At 63.0% G+C, this 20,455-nt stretch carries 16 protein-coding genes; 6 read left to right on the forward strand and 10 right to left on the reverse strand.

The features are described from left to right. Positions 1-291: 291 nt before the first annotated feature. Positions 292-1,110 (forward strand): type IV toxin-antitoxin system AbiEi family antitoxin domain-containing protein, encoded by an 819-nt coding sequence (locus GO014_RS12235; protein ID WP_179952963.1) that lies wholly within the window; start codon positions 292-294, stop codon positions 1,108-1,110. Continuing rightward, a complete protein-coding gene (locus GO014_RS12240) occupies positions 1,100-2,020 on the forward strand; it encodes a nucleotidyl transferase AbiEii/AbiGii toxin family protein (RefSeq protein ID WP_157290585.1) in 921 nt (306 codons plus the stop codon). The genes GO014_RS12235 and GO014_RS12240 overlap by 11 nt, the downstream gene beginning before the upstream one ends. Here the strand turns inward: GO014_RS12240 and GO014_RS12245 are convergent. The 3 genes from GO014_RS12245 to GO014_RS12255 form a co-directional block, all read right to left on the reverse strand. Continuing rightward, complete coding sequence (locus tag GO014_RS12245) at positions 2,017-5,316, reverse strand: DEAD/DEAH box helicase (RefSeq protein WP_157290586.1); 3,300 nt, start codon at positions 5,314-5,316, stop codon at positions 2,017-2,019. The two genes, GO014_RS12240 and GO014_RS12245, sit on opposite strands and share 4 nt — an antisense overlap. A gap of 146 nt (positions 5,317-5,462) precedes the next feature. Continuing rightward, complete coding sequence (locus GO014_RS12250; protein ID WP_343030934.1) at positions 5,463-7,370, reverse strand: relaxase/mobilization nuclease domain-containing protein; 1,908 nt, start codon at positions 7,368-7,370, stop codon at positions 5,463-5,465. Then, positions 7,367-7,711, reverse strand: coding sequence for a hypothetical protein (locus tag GO014_RS12255; RefSeq protein WP_246204597.1), 345 nt, complete (start codon positions 7,709-7,711; stop codon positions 7,367-7,369). The genes GO014_RS12250 and GO014_RS12255 overlap by 4 nt, the downstream gene beginning before the upstream one ends. A gap of 726 nt (positions 7,712-8,437) precedes the next feature. Between GO014_RS12255 and GO014_RS12260 the strand changes: the two genes are divergently transcribed. Then, positions 8,438-9,148, forward strand: coding sequence for a SprT-like domain-containing protein (locus tag GO014_RS12260; protein WP_157290589.1), 711 nt, complete (start codon positions 8,438-8,440; stop codon positions 9,146-9,148). Between the two features lie 71 nt (positions 9,149-9,219). On the opposite strand, the gene GO014_RS12265 is transcribed toward GO014_RS12260, so the two are convergent. The 3 genes from GO014_RS12265 to GO014_RS12275 are packed head-to-tail and all read right to left on the reverse strand — an operon-like array spanning position 9,220 to position 10,005. Then, complete coding sequence (locus tag GO014_RS12265; RefSeq protein ID WP_157290591.1) at positions 9,220-9,528, reverse strand: hypothetical protein; 309 nt, start codon at positions 9,526-9,528, stop codon at positions 9,220-9,222. Continuing rightward, positions 9,525-9,734, reverse strand: a complete 210-nt coding sequence (locus GO014_RS12270; RefSeq protein WP_157290593.1) for a hypothetical protein — start codon at positions 9,732-9,734, stop codon at positions 9,525-9,527. Before GO014_RS12270 ends, GO014_RS12265 begins: the two co-directional genes overlap by 4 nt. A 34-nt stretch (positions 9,735-9,768) precedes the next feature. After that, positions 9,769-10,005: a hypothetical protein gene (locus GO014_RS12275; protein ID WP_157290595.1), complete on the reverse strand. Its 237-nt coding sequence runs from the start codon at positions 10,003-10,005 to the stop codon at positions 9,769-9,771. A gap of 498 nt (positions 10,006-10,503) precedes the next feature. Between GO014_RS12275 and GO014_RS12280 the strand changes: the two genes are divergently transcribed. Continuing rightward, positions 10,504-11,001, forward strand: coding sequence for a hypothetical protein (locus GO014_RS12280; RefSeq protein WP_157290597.1), 498 nt, complete (start codon positions 10,504-10,506; stop codon positions 10,999-11,001). Between the two features lie 34 nt (positions 11,002-11,035). Here the strand turns inward: GO014_RS12280 and GO014_RS12285 are convergent, their stop codons facing one another. Next, positions 11,036-11,401, reverse strand: coding sequence for a phosphoglycerate kinase (locus GO014_RS12285; RefSeq protein ID WP_157290598.1), 366 nt, complete (start codon positions 11,399-11,401; stop codon positions 11,036-11,038). Between the two features lie 274 nt (positions 11,402-11,675). Next, positions 11,676-16,058: a calcium-binding protein gene (locus GO014_RS19430; protein WP_179952964.1), complete on the reverse strand. Its 4,383-nt coding sequence runs from the start codon at positions 16,056-16,058 to the stop codon at positions 11,676-11,678. Between the two features lie 840 nt (positions 16,059-16,898). Here GO014_RS19430 and GO014_RS12295 point away from each other — a divergent pair. Further along, a complete protein-coding gene (locus tag GO014_RS12295; protein ID WP_157290602.1) occupies positions 16,899-18,428 on the forward strand; it encodes a type IV secretory system conjugative DNA transfer family protein in 1,530 nt (509 codons plus the stop codon). Here the strand turns inward: GO014_RS12295 and GO014_RS12300 are convergent. Together GO014_RS12300 and GO014_RS12305 are read right to left on the reverse strand one after the other, a co-directional pair. Continuing rightward, entirely contained in the window at positions 18,425-18,814 is a 390-nt protein-coding gene (locus tag GO014_RS12300) for an ankyrin repeat domain-containing protein (protein ID WP_157290603.1), read from the reverse strand. The genes GO014_RS12295 and GO014_RS12300 overlap by 4 nt on opposite strands. Continuing rightward, on the reverse strand, positions 18,811-19,656 hold the full coding sequence (locus GO014_RS12305; RefSeq protein ID WP_157290605.1) for a cupin domain-containing protein: 846 nt from the start codon (positions 19,654-19,656) through the stop codon (positions 18,811-18,813). Before GO014_RS12305 ends, GO014_RS12300 begins: the two co-directional genes overlap by 4 nt. A 109-nt stretch (positions 19,657-19,765) precedes the next feature. Between GO014_RS12305 and GO014_RS12310 the strand changes: the two genes are divergently transcribed. After that, positions 19,766-20,455 carry a hypothetical protein gene (locus tag GO014_RS12310; protein WP_157290606.1) on the forward strand — a complete coding sequence of 230 codons (690 nt, stop codon included), beginning with the start codon at positions 19,766-19,768 and terminating at the stop codon, positions 20,453-20,455.

A 20,455-nucleotide genomic window follows, 5' to 3' on the forward strand; every position in this document is an offset into this window, starting at 1 on the left:
CTGGTGGGCTCCCGAGCCCTTCTTAATCCGCGCGCAGGATCGTCACCCGCATGGGCCAAGACCCGCGCCGCCAATAGTTCGAGGGACTTACGAGACTGGTGCGCGTGGGCTGTGCGGGGCTTGGCGCTGGCCGCCAGCCATGACGCGGCCAGTGTAGAGCCTGGTCCGGCCTGCCGGACGCACCCTGACTCTCTTTGAACTTCCCCGTATCCGTGTACTCAAAGTACCCGAAACCCTTAAAGGCCAAAGCCGCCTTGCCGCGCTCTTTGATATTATGCTATAATGTGTACTATGAGTGCACAACGGGAAGAAAAGCTGAAGAGCGTTCTGGAAGCGGTCCCCGCCGGCTTCGTCGTGGACGCGCGCTGGCTGGAAACACATGGCGTCAGCCGTTTCCTGACCCGCCGCTATATAGAGAGCGGCTGGCTCGAACGCCTGGAGCGCGGAGTCTTCCGCCGCCCCGCGCCGCAGCCCGCGCCGCTCGACTGGCAAAGCTGCGTGCTGTCCCTCCAGCATATCATGCACTATCAGGTCCACGTCGGCGGCATATCCGCCCTCGGCCTTCACGGTTACCGCCACTATCTGCCGCTCGGCGCGCCACCGCCCATGTGGCTCTATGGCGACGACACGCCGCCCTGGCTCTCCCGCCTCACACTCGACGCACCGCTCATATGCCGCCCGTTGTCCCTGTTCAGCGACCCGGCGCTCGGCCTAACGGAAAACCAGACCGGCAGCACGACGACACTGCCCTGGGGCTGGACCCTGCGCCTGTCCACCCCGGAGCGCGCCGTCCTCGAAGCGCTCGACGAGCTGCCGGAACAGGAGAGTTTTCACAATCTCGATATGGTGTTCGAAGGGCTCACGACATTGCGCCCCCGCCCGTTGACGGCGCTGCTGCACAGCTGCCGCAAGATCAAGGTCCGGCGTCTGTTTTTCGTCTTCGCCGACCGCCACAAACACGCCTGGCGCGAACGGCTCAATCCGGAAGATTTCAACCTCGGCACGGGCGACCGCGCGCTGATAGCCGGGGGCAAAATCCACCCGCGCTACCGCATCATGGTCCCGCCGGACTTCGTGGACACAACAGACAGAGCAACCGATGGCCCGTGACGCCTATGCCGCGCAGGTCGCGCTGCTGTTGCGCCTGCTGCCTTTCATTGCGACGGAACCGGTCTTTGCCCTCAAGGGCGGGACCGCGATCAATCTGTTCTATCGCGACATGCCGCGCCTGTCGGTCGATATCGACCTGACCTACCTGCCGGTCAAGGACCGCGCCGGAAGCCTTGCCGAGATCAACGCGACGCTCGACCGGATCATGAGTGCGGCCATCGAAAGCATCCCTCGCCTCCAGGCGCAACGCATCGAGGGCGGCGGCGGCGGCGCCACCCGCATCCGCGCCCGGCTCGACGGCGCGGAAGTCAAGATCGAGACCTCGCCCGTCACCCGCGGCGTGGTCCATGACCCGGAGCGCCGGGGCGTCTCTCCGGCCGTCGAGGATGAGTTCGGCTACGCCGCCATCAACATTGTCTCCTTCGAGGATTTGTTCGGCGGCAAGCTCCATGCGGCCGTCGACCGCCAGCATCCGCGCGACCTGTTCGACGTGAAGCTGCTCTACGAGAATGAAGGGCTGACCGACGCGCTGTTCCGCACCTTCCTGGTTTATGTGGCGAGCTCCCCGCGCCCCGCGCATGAATTGCTGTCACCGAGCCTGAGCGCTCTCGACGAGCCCTTCGCCAGGGAATTCATCGGCATGACGACCATCCCGATCACCCTCGACGAGCTTGCCGCCACCCGCGACCAGCTGATCGCCGATATCCGCAACCGCCTTGACGACACGACGCGACAATTCCTGCTGAGCCTGCATGACGGCGCACCGGATTTCACCGCCATCGGCCTGCCGCAGGCACAAACCCTACCGGCCGTGCGCTGGAAGCTACTCAATCTCAACAAGCTCAAGGACGAAAACCCTGCCAAGCACAAAGCGCAGCGAGCGGAACTGGAGAATCTGTTCGGCGGCTAGGCGCGGGAGACCACCACCCGGAACCGCGCCTGCGTCGTCTTGGTCAGGAACAGTTCCGTCGTGGCCAGCAACCGCAATATCTCCGGGGTCACGGTCTCGGCGCTCGCCCCCGGCTGCACCAGCACAACCTCAAAATCGACCTTCGCGCGCCGGGCCTTTTCCTTGAAATAGGAAAGCAGCTTCATATCGCCCTTCAGGAAGCGCGACGCGCCCTGCTTTGACCATGTCTCATGCCGCCGCTTGAGATCGACATAGAGGCGGGGCAGCCCTCCATGCTTGACCGCCATGCTCTTCTGGGCCTGGCCGCAGAGCGTATAGAAATTGCGGATGTCAGCCGAGATGCGCCCGCCATGCGCATTCTTGCAATGGATGAGACAGAGCCTGATATCGTCGCCGGTATCCTTCAGGGCGACAAGGTCGGCGGCCTCCCCGTGCCCGTCATCGTTGAAGATCAGGTCGAACTCGTCCTCGATATGCTGAAAGGCCCGACACTGGATCGTGTCCCGGTCTCCGGCCCTGTTCATCGATTCCCGGTTGAGCGGAATACCCGCCCAGTCCCAGGCCTCCAGTGACTCCTTCGGATAGGTCGCGGGTTCGAGCGGGGTGGGTATGTGGTAGCAGTTGTAGGAGTGCGTGCCGTCGGCATAACGGACGATGAAGGGATCGGTGAGGAGATATTCCTCAAGCGGCACGGCCTCTGCCGCATGCGCCCTCTTGAATTTCAGGCGGGGACCGGAGACCCAGTCGTGGCTGTATCCGCCGGGCAGGTCCGCCGCGATGCGTAGCCGATAGGTCGAGCGCGAGCCCTCGGTTGCGATGTCGATATCGATCGCGCCGTCGTCGCCCACGGCTCCGATGCCAAGGTCGATCAGGAAGACCGGCACCTCGGTGCTGTCAAACAGCATGAACTGCCTGTCGCTAAAGCGCATCTGCGCCTGTTCGCCCCATTGCACTGCGATCGGATATGCGCCGTATGGCGCTGCCAGCTTCTGGGGTCGCAGGAAGTCACGCGTAATGTTGGAGTCCAGTTCGACGTCCGAAGACACCTTGGTCCAGGTGCGATTGCACCATTCCATCCATGTGGAGATGGTGCCTGATTTCTGCTGCCAGATTTTCCCTTTGCGCTGCGTGCCGCCCCAAAGAACCCGTTCGCCGTCCTCGTAGCCCAGACAGGCGATGTTGTTGAGCTGCGATTCCGCCTTCTCGATACTCGCCAGACCTTCCGTTACGTTCGGCCCGAAATATGACGTGAAGCTGATCGCGCCGATGCGCGATGATCCCATGCTTTTGACGAGCGGCATTTCGACATTGTTGAGAATGCGAAAGACCGCCGGGCCGCTGAGAAGCTCCGTTTCATCGGAGGTGATCGCCCGGGCCATCCGCTCCGTGCGCAGCCCCTGGTAATCGCTGGCATAGATGAACAATGCGCCGGCGGTCTTATCCCACCGGGCGAGAAGAAGATCGTAGACCGAATTCTCCAGGTTCTGGTAGTTTCCCCAATCGACGGTCGAGGTACGATGCACCACCGCGACGAGCAGGTTGTTTTCCTCATCAAGGGCGTACCAGCTCTCGGCGTCGCCCGGCAGAACCTCGGCATAGTTGAGCGGCGACCAATCCTCACATTTCGTGCGGAATATCTGGGTCGACAGGGCCGGGCGAAGATTCCAGAGCGACAGTTGGGCATGAAGATCGCCCCGTTCCTTCAGGCTCATCACGACATCCTGAAGCCGCAGTTCCTCGTGGATGCGCTCTTCGCTGAGCCGCTTGATGAGCACGTCCCAGTCAGCCCCCTCGGCATAAAGAGCGGCCAGCTTGGCTTCCGCTTCCGGGTCCGCGATGTTCGCGACGACGGTCGCTTCCCCGATCGTGCCGGTGGCGCCCTTGCGCGTGAATCTCCCGATGAACTGAAGCGTGATCGCCAGCGACTTATGCGTGTCGTGCAGGGCGGCGATTTTAAGATTGGGAAGGTCGAACCCTTCGCCGAGCATGTCGACGCAAACCACGATACGCGCACCGTCCGCACTGCGGTCCAGGACCTTGTCAAGCGCGGCGGCATTGATCTGCCGCCGCCCGGGGCCGGAATAGACGATGACCGGATGAAGTTCGGGGGCCAGCTCCTGATACAGGGCCCAGACGACATCGGCGCGATCCCTGTTGCGGGTGCGGGCCATGAGCAGGTGGTCCAGGCCCAGCTCGCCGCGGTCCTTGCGCAGGACGGCGACCGCCTTCTCGGCGATGGCGCGATCCCGGGCGGAGTCATCGCCATATTCTTCGACCGTGTGCAGATTGATGGGCCGGTAATAGCCGGCCTTCTGGGCGTCGCCGAGCTTGTAATTAAAGATGATCTTGCCATCGACGCGCTTGCCGTCCCGGCGGAACGGGGTTGCGGTGAATTGCAGTATGCACTTGTCGAGGAACCTGTCCCGCACCGCCGCCCAGGTCGAGGCGGTGACGTGATGAGCCTCGTCGACAAAGATGTCACTGCACTGGTCCAGCAGGTAGTCGAGAGCTTCGGGCGCAAAGGTGCGCAGGCTGTCGGGCAGCGTCACGATCACGTTGGCATTTTCGATCAGCGCGCGGCATTCCTCGATCGATTGCAGGCCTGTGGTGATCTTTGCGACGTGCGGGCCGGGGAGTTGCCCGGGGACGACGCCGGCATCGGGCAGGACGCCCAGCGTGACGAACTTCTCGGATATCTGGGTCCGGAGCGCATCCGACGGCACAAGCACAAGGGTCCGGGGCAACTGCCTGTAGACCTGCGTTGCCAGCATGGTTTCGGTCTTGCCGGTCCCGGTCGGCAGAACGACCGTGGCCGGCTCGAACTGCTCGCCCACCGCGAAATGCGCCGCGATCGCGTGCAGCGCACCGATCTGCGGCATCCGCAGCCCCGGCTCCTGCTCTTCCTCGTTCTCGACGCGGAACGTGAACTTATTGCGCCACAGCGCGAGAACCTGCTCGGGAGTCGCGGCATAATCCTCAAGCGCACCCGGACTGTCCCAGAGCAGCGCGGTGCTGTCAGTCAAATCAGCGAGGCCGGATAATTGCCCGGCATTCAGCACCGGCAATGTCGAATCCACCCGGCGCGCGCCTTTGTGGCGCAGCAGTATCTGGTCGAAGGGCGCGGCCAGGTCAGTCTTTATGAGGTCGTGACCCTTGTATTGCGACGGGGCAATCTGTGCGCGACACCGGGCGCCGCGAAACGAACGCTGGCAAATCAGGTTGCCGCCGATTTTGATCTTGCGCTCAGGTAACGGCGGCAGCACCAGGTCACCTTGCCAATCCGAAAATAGTGTCATGCGCCCCCCTGGCGGATGAAACACTGTAGCTGTTCTTTTCCGGCGGTTGCAACGACCGGGCCTGCGGCGTCCCCATGCGTGTCACGCCGCCTGCATCACACGGGACTGATTATGTATTCCCCGGCGCCGGGGTTCCCGGCGAAAGCCTACCGCTCCCGCTCAAAATCCTTCCCGTCCTCACCGCGCTCCGGCCCGCGGGCAGAACGTGAGCGCCTGATCCGCCGCCCGCCGGACCCGCCATCATCGCCGCCGCCATCACGGTCCCGCGCCGCGTCCCGGAACTTGTCGGCGAGCGGCAGTTCGGTCCAGTGCACCTCCGGCAGGCCGGTGGCGGGCGTGCCCGGATCGGGACCGCGCTGCACCGGCACCTCCGCCGCCACTTCCCGCGCCCGCCGTCGCCGTCGGCGGCGGCGACCATCATCACCGCCGCGACCGCCGCTTCTCTCACCGCGCTCGCCCTCCTCACGCCCGCCGCGCTGATCCTCTTTGACCGCCGGCCGCACCGAGCCGGCAAAGGCCGCGCGCAACGCGCTGCCTTTTTCCTTCTCCTGCCGATCGACGGTGATGACGATCTCCTGATCCTGCACCCCGCGATCAGCATGACGATCATGACGATCATCATCACGCTGATGATCGCGCTTGCGATAGCGGTCCTTCGCCTTGTGCGGCACGGCGGACCGGCCTCTGGGCTTCAGCGCCAGATTCATCGCCGGCATGTGGTCGTGGCCTGCGCGCTGGCGCACGCGCTCTTCGCGGCGCTGCGCGACTTCGAAGCTTTTCAGCTCGCGCGCCTCGATCTGCGCCAGCGCCCGCACTTCCCGCGCGATATCGACGGCCTGCAACGCCTGGCGGTGGGCGAGTGCGCGTTTGTCTTCGGCCTGCCGCTCCGCAAGCGCGGCCTTCTCCACCTGATACGCCGCATGACGCTGCGCGTCGCGGTGCTTGTGGATCTTCGCGATGACAAAGGACACGCCCGTCACCCGCCCGAGAAAGGCCGCAAGCCCGGTCGGCCTGGCAGCCGCGCGCGCCGCTTTCACCCGCCGCACCTCAGCGAGATAACGCGCCTTCAGCGCCTGCCGCGCGGCAAGCTGGTCCCGCGCCAGCGCCGCCCGCTCATCACGTTGGCGCGCCCGCAAGGCTACTTGCGCGGCCTCGACCTTCTGCCGCCGCGCGGCCTGGGCAGCCTTGAGCCTGTCGAGCGCCTTACCGTCGCGCTGGCTTCTGGCGAAATCCTCGCGCGCCTGGCGATGCTGCGCGACCAGCGCTTTTGCCTCATCAACGCTTGGCAGGGACTCGGGCGGGAATTCAGCTTCCAGAAAGGCGCGGATATCTTTGGTGCGGACCGACCGGTCGTCGATCAGCTTCGGCAATGCGTTCATGTTGCCGTAGAGATCGACCAGCACATAGGGCCGGCTACCGGTGGCCAGGACATAGCCCAGCTCTTCGAGCGCCCGGACGAAAGCGCGCGGGCTGTCGCTGCGCTTCCAGGCGGCAGTGACCGCCGCCATGCGCTCCTCTTTGGTAATGCCGGAGGATTTCTGCTGCTGCATCTCGTAGAGCGTCTTCTTCTTCCGCTCATCACCACCGCGCGCATAACCTTCGGGCAGCGCCAGCCCGTGATCGCGGGCGAATTCCCGCGTCACCATCATCAGCTTGTCATGGTCGAAGGGCTGGTGGATCGCCTTGCCCGCCCGCGCATCGATGCGCGACCAGACGATATGACAATGCTCGCGCCCGTCCTTGATATGAAAGACGAGCGCGCGCGGCTGGCCCGCAAGCCCGAGCGCCTTCTCGACGCGGTCGGCGTAGTCGAGATACTGCGCCCGGCTGAGCTGGCCCTGGCCGAGATCGGGATTGACCGACAGGCTGTAGAGGTAATTCCGGCACCTGGTCAGGTTATGGGCGATCGCCTCCCACTCGGCGAACGCGCCATGCAGGTCGGAAGCCACCGCGCCGCGGACCTCCGCCAGCTCGACATATTCATTGTCGAAGCCATTGAGCAGATGGGTGGCGAGGTCCTGCCCGCCGGCACGCTGGCTCGCCTTGGGGATCACGGTCGTCGCCCTAGGGCCGACAGCAGCGCGGCGCGGATGTCATGCAGGTCCCGGACCGCCGCATCGAACAGCGCGGGATCGACCCGATCCGCATCGCCGAGCGCGCGCAGGCGATCATGCAGGGCCGCTGTCTCGGCGAGAAGACGCGCGACCTGCTGCTGTTCGATCGGGGCGCGCCTTGCCTGCCGGGGGGCATCATCGGCGAAAACGGATTGCGTGATGAAGGCACTGACGGAGAGGCCGGATTTCTCGACCCGCGCCCGGAATTCCTCGCGGAGGGCTTCCGGGGGGCGATACGAAATCGGGGCATCGCGTTTCTTCTCCGTCATGCGCACATACATAAATGCGCCGCCGCATCACGGGCCGCGCGCATTCCGCGCGCCGCCATCGCCACCCACCGCCGCCCGCCGACACCAAAACGAGGGTCCAGGGGAGCGTCATCCCCTGCGTCGATGGGTTTCCAAAGGGAGAGCCGACATCCGCCCTTTGGTCGAAGCCGATGCCGAAACATCGGTCGTGGTCCAGGGCGCGACAGCCCTGGCCGTGGTTGCAAGGGGCGCGGAAGCCCCTGCCTGATGGGTCCAGGGAGAGCAGCAATCTCCCGGTCGTGACGCAACGGCGAAACGTTGCCTCAGCCGGGGCGGGTTCGATACCCGCCAGCCCAAGCGTCCGGCTGACCGCATCCGTTGGACCGACTCCGCCGCAAGCGGAGACGCAAGCCTTACGGATGCCACCGGGGGGTCCGCGGGGGATGTGAAATCCCCCCGGCAAGGTGCGCGTGGTAGTACCACGCACACCTTGTACAAAAGCCTATCCGGACTTCCCCTGTTATACTCTCATTATACCAGAGGAGCGTGATGCTTTGGAAATCTGCACGCCGCTCACAAGCGATCGTCATGCACATTACATGACCACGATCACGACTGCACGAGGTTTGCGCGCGGAAGATAGGCCGTAAACCAGCCGATATTGAAGCCATCTCTCATCTGCGGTCTCGATCCCGGGCCTGGTGCTGATTGTGATGTACATCCCGGACCGGGGACGGCCGCCGGAAAGGATGGCCCCTCATGAACATCCATACGCAGGCCGATGCGCTGTCCGGAACCGGGCAGCAGCAGGCCGCCCCTGACCTCACCCTAAAGCCGACGCGGGAGACCTATGACCGGCTCCAGCAGGCTTACGAGCATTTCAACAAGGCGCTGTTCGACGGCACGCTGCCGAACGCGCTCATTACCTTGCAGCGCCGCAAGGGCACGTTCGGGTATTTCGCGGGACGCAAGTTCAGCAATGACGCGGGCCAGCCCGCCGATGAAATCGCCCTCAACCCGCAGGGCTTCGCCGACCGGGGCTTACCCGACATCCTCGCCACCCTCGTCCATGAGATGGTGCATCTGTGGCAGCACCATCACGGCACACCGGGACGCGGGCGTTATCACAACCGCGAATGGGCGGAGAAGATGAAGGCGATCGGTCTTCACCCGACCGATAACAGCGCGGAAGACGGTAACGAGACCGGCGAGCGCGTCGGTCATATGATCGTCCCCGGCGGTGCTTTCGAGGCAGCCGCGAAGAAGCTCACGGCGAAGGACTTTGCCCTGATCTGGAAGGAAGTGAAGCTGCCCCCGCAACAGCCGGGCGAAGGCGCAGCCCAGCCCGCCGACAAGAGCGGCAAGCGCGTGCGCTATTGCTGCCCGGACTGCGACCTCAAGGCCTGGGCGAAGCATGACGCGAAGCTCGTCTGCGGCGACCACATGGTCGCCATGACCCCCGGCGCATAAAGCAACAGCACCAGAACAGGACGGCGCGCCCCGCACGGGGCGCGCCGTTTTCGCATGTCCGCAGCGCGCGGCTAGAACAATGTCATCTGCCGCGCGGCCTCCTCCTGCGCCTTCCAGGCCTGCGCCCCCGCTTCGCGCTCCAGCCACGCGGTGGCGAACGCCACCGCGCCGCCGGCTGCGGCGATGACCGCAGCCGGGGTGAAGTGCGAGCGGTAGCCGGTCTCCGTCACCGGCAAGGGTGCTCTTGCCGGCGCGATGCTCTCCAGCTCCAGATGGGCGGTGCTGAACGGGCCGTCGGCGCCGAGCCAGCGTTCTTCGTAGCGGACTTCAATGGTGATTCCGCGCCAGTGGATGGTGTGGGTTTCGCGGAGGCGCGTCATGACGCGCCCCCGGCTTCGTTGAGGTAAATGCGCGCCGCCAGCTGCTCGCTTGCGGCGAAGTCGATGCCGGCCTGCGCGCACCAGTGCCTGATATCGACCAGCAGGTCGGTGATGGCATCGGCGTCGTAATAGGGCGCGACCCCGCGGGCCCAGGCGGCGCGGGCGAGTGCGGCCCGCGCGGCGGTGATCTGTACGGTACAGCTCATGATCTCCTCCTTTTCCGGGACAGTGAGGGGGCGCCTAGGCGCCCGCCTCCTGTTCGGTCTGTTCGCCCGGGGCCCGGAGGATGACGCGGCCGCCATTGACGGGGACCAGGTCGAGCTGGAGGGTGTAGCCTTCACCGTCCTTGTGATCCCAGGCGGCGCCGATGCGGGTCCAGAAGGACTTTTCGCCTTTTTCGTCGACGTGCCAGGCAATGAAGGCCGGGGCCTTGGGTTCGCGGGCGGGTTTGCTGTTGCGGTTGTTGTAGCGTGCCATGATGTAAGCTCCTTTCGCTTGGGTTTTCCTCGACACGCCTCACCTTGGAGCGGGCGGAAAAGCGGCGGGTTCACGGCTGGCGCACGGGAGGGGGATCACCCGCCTTGCAGCGCAGCGAAAGGCGGGGACACAAGTGCGCCACCCCGCAGGGGCCGCAGGGCCTTGAACCGGCCGCGCGCCCGATCAGGTTCCGGCGTGTTCAGTCGAGGGAAATCCCCGGCGAAAGGACGAAGAGCGTCTCACGGCACGCCGCCGCAGCGGCAGGACATGACCACCGCCCCACAGCCCATGTCCAAGCTCTTGCGGGCACGACCATCGGCAAAGGCGCATTCCCGGACCCGTTTGCCGCCCTCTCGATCACGAAGGTGAAGGCGGCTCCCGCTCAAACATGTTCCGCAAGGCATCCCGTCGTTTCCCAGCTTCGGAGAAACCATCACAGGCGCAAGCCGATCCGCGCCCCCGGCTGACCAAAGGGGAGATCAGGCTGTAAGCTTCCGTATGGACAAGCCGAAGGTAAAATCACCGCCCCGCCGCAAACGGCCGCGAGGGCGGCCGAAGAATGACCCCGTCTATTACGTCGTCGCGGTCGAGGACTGGGACTGGGGCTTCTGGTTCGGGGTCAGCAATATGCCGGAGCGCAACGGGCCGTATGACGATTACCGTCACCTGAATCTGCGCGGCAGGCTGCTGCGCCCCGCGAAGCTCAAATGCGAGGAAGTGGAGCTGCATATCCTGCCCGACAAGCGGCTCGATGAAGGGGTGCGGGAACAGAACCGGCCGGTCTCGATCGGCCATATCAACCTGCGCAAGGCACGGATGGACGGCATCCTGTCGATGCCGGCCGACGCGCTGCCGCTGCTGCTGACGCTTGCGACCGCGGAGAAGCTGCGCTTCATGGTCATGCAGGGCGAGCGCCTGCGCTACGGCAGCGCCGCGATCAAAAGCTTCCGCGTGGAAATGAACATCGGGGAGGACGACCTGCCCGATGAGGCGTGAGCCGGGACGGCACGGCCGTCCCGGCCGGTGGTGTTCACCACCAGGAGGAGTAGAAGACGCTCAGCCCGGCGGCCAGAGCCTCGCGGGCCTTGGCGACGAAAGCGAGATCGTCGTCGCTCTCGCTGCCGTCGGATGCGCCGAAGAAGAAGCCGGAGGTCGGCGGCAGGGTCCGGTTGCGGATCGCGGCTTCGAGCCGGTCGAGGTCTTCTGCGGTCAATTGCAGGTTAACGCAGTTGAAGTCGGGGTCCGTACCGCCCTTCTCGCGGTAGAGCCGCTCCATCCAGCCGTGCAGGTTCGGATGCTTGCGCCAGTAATGCAGTTCCGACACCTCCTCGGCCTTGAAGTCCACCGGCGAGGCGGGCGCTTCGCGCAGGGTGCAGGCATACATATCGAGTCCCATGATTTTCTCCTTTCGTTGTGGGCGTCCCGCAGGACGCGGCACGAAAGGCCGGGCGGCATCAGCCGCCGGCGTCATGGCCAACACGGGCCGCCGCCATCAGGCGGCCGGCCGGCGCGGGCCGGCCATTGACGCCAAGGCGCCGCCCGGCAGGGGCGCGGCGAACACCAAGGGACGGCCAGCGAAAGGGTCATGGGCACGCGAAAAGCGCTGCCCCCAACGCGAACGCCCCGCAGCAAGGCCGCGGGGCGCGCAAGATGTACAGGCGGAACGGCGATCAGGCCGCGAGCAGGTTGCCGTTGGTCTCCAGCAGCTCCGGCGAGGCGAGGTTCGTGACCCCTTCCAGCTTCGCAATCTGCGCGAAGCTGTAGGTCGAGCCCGTGCCGTCGCGATCGACCTCGACGAAGGTGTTGCCGCTGCTCTCCGTGAACTGCACGAAATCGGCAATCGCATCGGTCAGCGGGTCGTAGACCGTGTCGAGAATGTCGGTCAGGTCGATAACGTCGTCGTCCCCGACGCTGAAATCGCGGATCACGTCGACATTGCTGAAGGCGCTCGCCAGCTCGAACACGAACGTATCCGCCCCGGCACCGCCATGCATCGTATCGAGGCCCGCACCGCCATAGAGCGTATCGTCGCCGTCACCGCCGTACAGCAGGTCGTCGCCGTCCTCGCCCTCGACCGTGTCATTGCCCGCGCCGCCATGCATGGCATCATTCCCGGCCCCGCCGGTCATGCTGTCATTCCCGGCAAAACCGATCAGCGTGTTGTCGTTGGCATTGCCCGCGACCATGTCGTTCCCGGACGTGCCGTTGAGCCAGCCGCTATAGGTCAGCAGGCTGGTCTCGAAGCCGTCGTCGAACTTGATCGTTTCCACACGGTAGGTCGTGCCGTTACGCTGGTTGTTGATCGTGATCTCATCGACCGCGCTGTCGATCACGATCTTGGTGTGATAGGTGCTGTGGTCCGACACGCTGATGTCGTTGATCGTGACGCCGCCCGTGATCCACAACACGTCGGTCGTGTTGTTGCTGTCGGTGATGGTGTCGAGGCCGGAATCGTAGATGAACAGGTCGTTGCCCGACCCGCCGTTCATCGTGTCGTCCCCCGCACCGCCGCGCAGCGTGTCATTGCCGCTGTCGCCGTTCAGCGTATCGTCCCCGTCTTCGCCATATAGCGTGTCGTTGTCGTTGCCGCCGTTCAGAAGATCGTTGCCGTCACCGCCATACAGAACGTCGTCGCCGACCCCGCCGGAGAGCGTGTCGTTGCCGCCATACCCGTACATGATGTCGTTGATGCTGGCCTGGGATGAGGTCAGCCCGGAGATGGAGTTGTTGCTGCTGTTGCCGTAGGTCGTGAACTGCTGGTCGACGATGTTGATCGTGCTCGTATCCTCGAACTCGATCACGTCGATCCGGCCATTGGCGCTGAACCCGCCGACGATCTCAATCGAGTTGGCGGCGTTGATGTAGATCAGCGGGTTGTTGATTGCCGCCACATGGCGTTCGAACTTCAAATCCTCCAGCGTCCAGCCCCCGGTGATCAGGATGGTCTCCGTATCGCCGGTGGATTGGTCGCTGAAGCTGTCGTTGCCGCTGACATAGACGTAGGTGTCATTGCCCGAGCCGCCGATCAGCGAGTCGTCGCCGGCGCCGCCGTCCAGTAAGTCATCTCCGGCCCCGCCGTTCAGCGAGTCGTCGCCGGTCCCGCCATACAGAGCGTCGTTGCCGTTGTTGCCGGAGATCGTGTCATTACCGCCGAAGCCATACAGCGTGTCATTGCCCGTCGTACCGCTGAGCGTGTTGTTGCCACTGTCCCCCTGCACGATGGCCGACACGGTGGTCAGGTCGACCGCCGGGTCGCTGTCGAAATTCAGCGTCTCGATCCGCGCGCTGGTGGAGGCGTAGAAATCGCTGATGGTGATCGTGTTGTTCGCGTCCAGCACGATCCGCATGTCATCCGTGATGCGGTAGTAGACGGTCCCCACGCTGCTGAAGCCGGAGGGCAGAAATATCTCATCCGTGCCACCCAGCTCGTAATAGGTGTCGTGGCCGGATTCGTAGTGATATTCGTCGTTACCCGTACCGCCCCAGGCCTGGTCGTTGCCCGTGCCGGGGTGGATGATGTCCACCGCCGACGATCCCTCGATGCGGTCATCGCCCGCGCCGCCATACATGGTATCGGTCGTGCTGCTGCCGATGCCGGTGTGGCCGTAGAGCCAGTCATTCCCGTCACCGCCATAGAGGGTGTCATCCCCGGCATAGCCGTAGATTTTGTCATCGCCGCCATTGCCATAGATCGTATCGTCGGCGCCGCCATTGTACCGAACGCCATGCAGCGTATCGTTGCCGGCGGTCCCGGTCAGTGAGAAGTCGATCGTCGTCAGGTCGATGGTCGAGGTATCGTTGAACTCGATGGTCTCGAACCCGGAATCGCTGGTGCGGAAATGATCCTCCAGCAGGATGCGCCCGGTCTGTGTCCCCGTATCGATATCGATCACAAGGTCATATTCACCCTGGCGCGTCAGGGTGACGTCGCCGCTATCGATCCCCGCACCGAGCAGGACGGTGTCGGTCCCGTTGCCGTTGCCGGCAAGGTCGGTGTGCTCGCTGAACACATCCCAGCCGCCGCCGAGTTCGTAGGTGTAGGTATCGTCATCATCGCCGCCGAGCAGGTAATCGCCGCCCGCGCCACCGTTCATCACATCATCACCCGCGCCGCCATAGATCGTGTCGTTGCCGCCCTGGCCGTTCAGCGTGTCATCCCCCGCGAGGCCTTTCAGCGTATCGTCCGCAGCACTGCCGTTCAGCGTATCGTTGCCGGACGTGCCGTCATACGTACTGCCGACATTGGTCGAGAAGTCGAGGAAATCGAGGATGTCCTGGAGGTCGAGCGTGGAATCGCTGGCTGTGATCGCATCGTCCAGATAGGTCTGATCCCCACCCGGGAGATTGGATGTGCCAACCGAAAACTCGATCGCCCGCACAACATTCCCCCAAAACGTTGTCCGCTCCGCCGTGTTGGCAAGACCGGTAGCGGTGGTTTCGAGGTCGTCGATCGTGCTGGTGTTCAGGCCGGAGATGCCGACAAATGTGTCGGACCAACTGTCATAACGCCAATCCCCGTTAAACAGGTCCCCGCCGGAGCCTTGAATAACCAGACGGGCATAGAAATGCTGATGAGCTATATGAAATGCATTCTCAAGATCAGCGGCCGCATTCCAATACGGATTACTATGTGCGCCACGCTGTACGAAGCTCTGGCCCATCATCTCTTCTAGAAACTCCACCTTTCTGGCATCAATGTGGGGTCCGCGCGCGCCTACCGCGATGCCATCCACTCCAGCCCATCGGTACATTATCGCCGCAACTGCATCGCTCACGCTGTCGTCAGAAGTAAAAATATCCTCTATACTCGTGTACTTTATTTCTTTTACAAGATTGAGAAGGTTGCCTGAGCCGCTGTTGTCCAGCGACATTGCAACAAGCAGATCGGGCAGCAGGCCATAGCCTCGTATGTCTGGTAGGAACGCAACGCGAATATCGGGCGTGAAGTCTTGGCCGTAGACGGTGTTTACGTCATCATACTGAAACCAAACATCCTGAACGATGCGCGTATCGGGAGGATTAATACCATCATCCACGGTGAATGTGCTGACATGTGATATAGAATGCCCCTCATTGGTTTCCGTCGTGGGGCTGGCATTCAGGTCAATACTGATAATGTGGAAAGCGGAAAGGTCGTAGAGTTCCGAAGTCTCTGAAAACCCGTTTTCATTGTCATCCCGCCAAACGATTAAATTACCCCAAACAGCATCCTCTGCTGTTATAAAGCCATCAGAGTTGGAATCGTATTGAGCGAGAATGGTGAAGCCGTCTTGATCAACTGCGCCAAACAATTCAGCGTTATTATCTATTATACCATTGTAATTCAGATCGATTGCCAGCAGTCCGTCGCCCGAAGACACCCAGCCCATAGCTTCCATGAAGCCATCTAAATCGACATCCCAATACACGCCGCTATTCGAAAAGCTGATCAGATCAATCGTGTCAGAATTGTCTAGATCCAATACCAGCGGAGAACCCTTCTGCTTCCCATCGCCGAATTTCTCTTCAACGTCCTTCGCTCGATCGTTGTCGGGCCGTCTCGCAGGGGGCGCTCCCGGTCCGATGTCGGATGGGTGCGAGCCGGGAATGTTCTCTGTCTCACCAAGATAATCAAAAAGGTCCTCCGCGACATCGCAATTTTGCGGGGGCGAAAAATTTTGCGCTTCACTGGGGTCCATTACATAAACGTCGCCAGCGTCAACATCCGTCATGATGTCCTGCGCAAGCCCTGTGTCAGTCGTTAGATAATTGGTCGGGGGCCGACTTTCATATTTGTCGGCAGCAACTCTGTTGTTAATTATGTCCATTAATTCGTCGTTATGACCATCATCTCCGGTCCGGCGCACCCATCCAATGAGACTCTCAGACCATATTTGGAAGTATTCGCGGTGGTCACCAAGAAGGACTGTTACGTCTTCTCCGATCATCTGACTCATGCGGCCGGCGACATATGCATGTTTAAAAACATCATGATCCCAGGTTCCTTCCAACTCGGGATGATTCTGCTGGATGTATGCATCGGCCTGTTTCCCAAAGTGGTCAGATAGCAGCATGAGTGATATGCCCCCAGAGCCAACTCCGGATATAAGTGCAATAGTTGCGGCAGCGGATTGCTGAGCGGTAATAAATTGTTCTTTCGTAACACAAGTCATAAGATCCTCCCAACTATAGAATGTGTAAGTAGCTTTCATCTGTTGATATTGAAATAGAGGCGTTTATTCCGAGGCACTGGATCGGCTTTTTCCAGTTAATGATGTTTAGTCGTTGTCCGTTGACGCGAACACTGGAGTCTTTAAATGCAAGAATGTCGACTATTGATCGATCATTAATGAATAGCAATACAAGACGATACAAAGGAGTCGGCCAAGGCGGCTCAAATGTCGGCTCAAGTATCGGAATGGGGCGTCGCGAAGAGTCTAGATCTACACTTAAGAGCTCTTCGATTTGCTCTGGTGAACGCGTGCGTGGCCGCATGTGACGGTCGGTATCAAGAATCTGTACCAGACACAAACGATCCCAGTTGTTTGTGTGTATTTCAGATATCAGTATTGAATTTTGATTGGTCGCGAAATGCATTTCTATTTTGGAAAGAAAATTTCGTTCCCTTTCTCCGCCCATATATGTCCATTGCTGAACGTACAATACGTATATGGATATGGCTAAAATGATATAGACAAAAAGTAATATTCTGGTGCTTTTCGTTGTTCGCATAATGAGAGAAGTTATTGTAGTTGACGGTTATTATTGATCAAGATAATTGCAGATAAAAATATACTTATCAACCAAAATAGGGTTTACAGAAACGGTCGGTAATCATAGGCGCGGGGTTTAGACGAGGATTTGTGGCCTCTCGTGGAATTAAGTTGAGGAGAAGTATCGAATGGTCTGCACCCATGCCCCACTCTCTCACCGACTTCACCCGCGATATCCCGCGTGGCATCGCCACGCGGTTTCTCAATCAACAGAGCGTGCCGCAAGCACGGTGGCAGGACCCGGCGCAGTTGGCGCGATCACCTGCTGTCGCATACGACTGTAACCGCCCCGGCGCGAAGGTGCTGGTCGGGGCGCTTGGCGAGAGGCTGATCGGCATTGAGGACAACCGCCATATGCTGACCGTCGCCGGGTCGCGGGCGGGCAAGTCGGTGATGCTGGTCGCGAATTTGATGTTCTATCGCGGCAGCGTGCTGGCGCTCGATCCCAAGGGGGAGTTGGCGAACCTGACCGCGCGCCGCCGTGCGGCGCTGGGGCAGGATGTGCATGTGCTGGACCCGTTTCTCACCTGTCGTGACCATGTCGCGCCGTACCGCAAGCGCTACAACCCGCTGGCGATGCTGCGTATCGACAGCGACACGGTGATCGAGGATGCGGGGATGATCGCGGACGCGCTGGTCGTGCCGTCCGCGGGCAAGGACCCGCACTGGGATGAGAGCGCACGCAATTTCATCGAAGGTCTGATCCTGCATATCGCGAGCGACGCGTCGTTTGAGGGGCGGCGGACGCTGGTGACACTGCGCGACCTGCTGCGCGATGCGATGATCGCCACGGACGGCGATGACGAGGCCTTCGCCCTCGAAGACGCGATGTTCGCCAATGCCGAGCGCCTGTCGCGGGATGCTGATACCGACGATCTCGCCAATGCGATCGAGAGCGCGGCGCGGGAGTTCTACGAGAAGCCCGACCGGGAACGGGCGAGTGTGCTCTCGACCGCGCGGCGGCACACGAAGTTCCTGGACTACAAGGCGATGCGACGGGTGCTGTCGGGGCACGATTTCGACCTGGCCGACCTGAAGCGCGCGGCCAGAGGGCAAACGCTCTATCTCTGCCTGCCCGCCAGCCGCATGGGGCTGTGCAATCGCTGGCTGCGCCTGTTCGTCAACCAGCTGCTCGACGCGATGGAGCGCGAGCGCGCGAAGCCCGCCGCCCCGGTGCTCGTCTGCCTCGACGAGTTCCCGGTGCTGGGCCATATGCGCCAGCTGGAGGATGCGGCGGGGCAGATCGCATCGTTCGATGTGAAGCTGTGGGTGTTCTTGCAGGACTGGGGCCAGGGCAAGGCGCTGTATGGGGAGCGCTGGGAGACGTTCGCCGGCAATGCCGGCTTGCTCCAGTTCTTCGGCAATAATGACCTGATGACGATGGAGTATGTCTCGCGCCGGCTCGGCAAGACGATGGTCGCCGTCACCCGCGAGGGCGAAGTCGGCCCGGACCAGAGTGCCGCCGGCCTTTCGGGCCGCTCGGAGAGTATCGAGCTGCACGATTTGCTGACGCCGGAGGAAGTCAGCCGCCTGTTCGCGCGCTCCGACCGGCTGAAGCGGCAGCTGGTGATCTGGGCGGGCTACCACCCGATGATATTGCAGCGGGTGGAGTATTTCGACGCCACCAGCCCGCTGCATGCGCTGTTCGCCGGGAAGTATGACCCGGCCTAGCGGGCGCGGCGATCCTTGCGCGTTATGGACGCCGCGTCGCCTGCGGGCTGGGCGTGCGGGTTCTGGCGGTATTGTTGGTCGTAGAGATAGCGGCCCAGCACGGGATTGTCCGCCACCTCCACAGCGAGCGTGGCGGGGGTGCGGCCCTGCCGGTCCTTGCGGGTGAAGTCGCACGGCCCCGCGGCGATCATAAGCTTGAGGATCGCGACGGCGTTGCGGGCAGCGGCGTAGTGAACGGCGCTCAGGCCCGTCTCCGGCTCCGGGTGGTCGAAGTCACGATAGCCGTCGGCGATCATGCGCTTGACGGCGCCGACATTGCCGGTGCGCACCGCCTCGATGAAGGCGGGCGGCAGAGGTGTGCGGCGGGCTTCGGTCTCATCGCTCATCGCACCGGCTCCTGCCGCTCGAACCGCCAGCTGTTCCATTGCGCCCAGGCGGCGACCAGTTCCGGCAGCGCCGGTTCCCCCTTGGCGTCACCGCCGAGGCGGATCATGCCGCGCGGCGGGGCGAAGGGGCCGTGCTCTAATATGTGAAGCGCGCGGGCGCTGCCCTGCTCGTCACTGTCGTCGGCCGGGAACAGGGTCCGCAGCGCGCCCGCGCCGCTCAGCCGGTCGCGCACGAGGATCAGCGCCTGCCCGCCCGCAAGCGCCACCGCCCAGCCGTCGCAGCGGGTCATCGCGGTGCTGGCCACCTTGAAGAAGCGGCGCAGTTCCACCGGGTGGCGCGTATGGGTGCGGGCCGTCGTGACATGGGTGACTTCCTCCGCCTCCAGGGCGCCGCTGCCGTTCAGGGCGATGGTCAGGAGCCGGTATTCGTTACGCCCGCCCGGCGCGTGCCGCACGGCAAGGTAATCGCCGCACAGCCCCTGCGGGTCGGGCAGGCTGCCATTGCCGAAGAAGGCGGCAAGGCCGTGCAACACCTGCACCGGCGCCTCGACCTGCTGAAGGTCGGCGTCGGTGACGTAGCCTTTTTCCTTGAGGAATGAAGTGGTCGCGTCCAGCCGTTCGCGGCTCAGGACCTGCGTGCCGGCCGCGAAGCGGCGCAGCGCCTCGCCGAGCACGGCGAAGTCGTCTTCCCGGTCATAGAAGGATCGCGGCACGGACTCGGCGTCGGCGATATCCAGCGCGACCTGGTGCCACGGGCGCTTGCGCCCGCCCATGCGGGTGTCACTGCGATAGCGCAGCAGGCGGTCCCGCAGCCGCCTGATGATGGCATCTCCATACTCCATGTCCGGCTCCGCCCGACGCGGTTTGCGCGAGGAATACAAGCCGCAATCGCGCTTATTTTTCGCTCAGACGCAGCAAAAGACAAGTCCTTACGAAGAAAGGAGCGCTGGCATGGCCCGCTATACATCGCCGTTCGACGGCGCGCCGTGGACGCGCCAGTATGAGGATGCCGACGGCAATCTCGCCTTCACCATCGAGGCGCGGGCGCTCACCCCCCTGCGCGCCCGCATCGCCGATGGCTGTGCCGGTGTGTGCATCGCCTATCACGTCGTGATGGGCGTGGTCTTCGGCATCCGCGAAGCCAACCCGTGGTGGACCATCGTAATGACCGGCGGCGCGCTCGCCGGCCAGGGCATCATCCGCAGCTGGATCGGGGAGATGTTCGAGCGCCGCGCGCTGATGACCATCACCACCGACAGTTTCGCGGTGCAGCGCCGCCGGTTCGGGCGGTGGGAGCGTTTCGACCGCCGCCACGCCCACCGCTTCGCGCTCGTGCCGCACGACAAGGCGCGGCGCGAGCAGGCAGAGCACGACTATGAGCAGCGCGTCGACCAGGCGCGGGGCCGGCCGCAATTCCGGACGCCCTACTACCAGGAGTCCTACATCGTCACCTTCGAATATCTCGGCCAGCGCCATGACCTGATGGCCGTCTATGGCCGCAAGACAGCGCTCGCGATCCTCGCCCGCCTCAAGGCGTGTGACGAGGTGGTCGAAGCGCAGGCGCGCAAGGGCAAGGGCGTGGCCCTCACCCCCGCGCAGGAATGGGGCGAGCAGCCGGGCGACATCCCGGAGCACGCCTGA

The sequence above is a fragment of the Devosia marina genome (genome assembly GCF_009758415.1).
Lineage (GTDB): Bacteria > Pseudomonadota > Alphaproteobacteria > Rhizobiales > Devosiaceae > Devosia > Devosia marina.

Coding starts and splice junctions, on each gene's coding strand:
- GO014_RS12235 (WP_179952963.1), top strand. CDS start 292: ATGAGTGCACAACGGGAAGAAAAGCTGAAGAGCGTTCTGGAAGCGGTC.
- GO014_RS12240 (WP_157290585.1), top strand. CDS start 1,100: ATGGCCCGTGACGCCTATGCCGCGCAGGTCGCGCTGCTGTTGCGCCTG.
- GO014_RS12245 (WP_157290586.1), bottom strand. CDS start 5,316: ATGACACTATTTTCGGATTGGCAAGGTGACCTGGTGCTGCCGCCGTTA.
- GO014_RS12255 (WP_246204597.1), bottom strand. CDS start 7,711: ATGTATGTGCGCATGACGGAGAAGAAACGCGATGCCCCGATTTCGTAT.
- GO014_RS12260 (WP_157290589.1), top strand. CDS start 8,438: ATGAACATCCATACGCAGGCCGATGCGCTGTCCGGAACCGGGCAGCAG.
- GO014_RS12265 (WP_157290591.1), bottom strand. CDS start 9,528: ATGACGCGCCTCCGCGAAACCCACACCATCCACTGGCGCGGAATCACC.
- GO014_RS12270 (WP_157290593.1), bottom strand. CDS start 9,734: ATGAGCTGTACCGTACAGATCACCGCCGCGCGGGCCGCACTCGCCCGC.
- GO014_RS12275 (WP_157290595.1), bottom strand. CDS start 10,005: ATGGCACGCTACAACAACCGCAACAGCAAACCCGCCCGCGAACCCAAG.
- GO014_RS12280 (WP_157290597.1), top strand. CDS start 10,504: ATGGACAAGCCGAAGGTAAAATCACCGCCCCGCCGCAAACGGCCGCGA.
- GO014_RS12285 (WP_157290598.1), bottom strand. CDS start 11,401: ATGGGACTCGATATGTATGCCTGCACCCTGCGCGAAGCGCCCGCCTCG.
- GO014_RS19430 (WP_179952964.1), bottom strand. CDS start 16,058: ATGCTGCTATCTGACCACTTTGGGAAACAGGCCGATGCATACATCCAG.
- GO014_RS12295 (WP_157290602.1), top strand. CDS start 16,899: ATGCCCCACTCTCTCACCGACTTCACCCGCGATATCCCGCGTGGCATC.
- GO014_RS12300 (WP_157290603.1), bottom strand. CDS start 18,814: ATGAGCGATGAGACCGAAGCCCGCCGCACACCTCTGCCGCCCGCCTTC.
- GO014_RS12305 (WP_157290605.1), bottom strand. CDS start 19,656: ATGGAGTATGGAGATGCCATCATCAGGCGGCTGCGGGACCGCCTGCTG.
- GO014_RS12310 (WP_157290606.1), top strand. CDS start 19,766: ATGGCCCGCTATACATCGCCGTTCGACGGCGCGCCGTGGACGCGCCAG.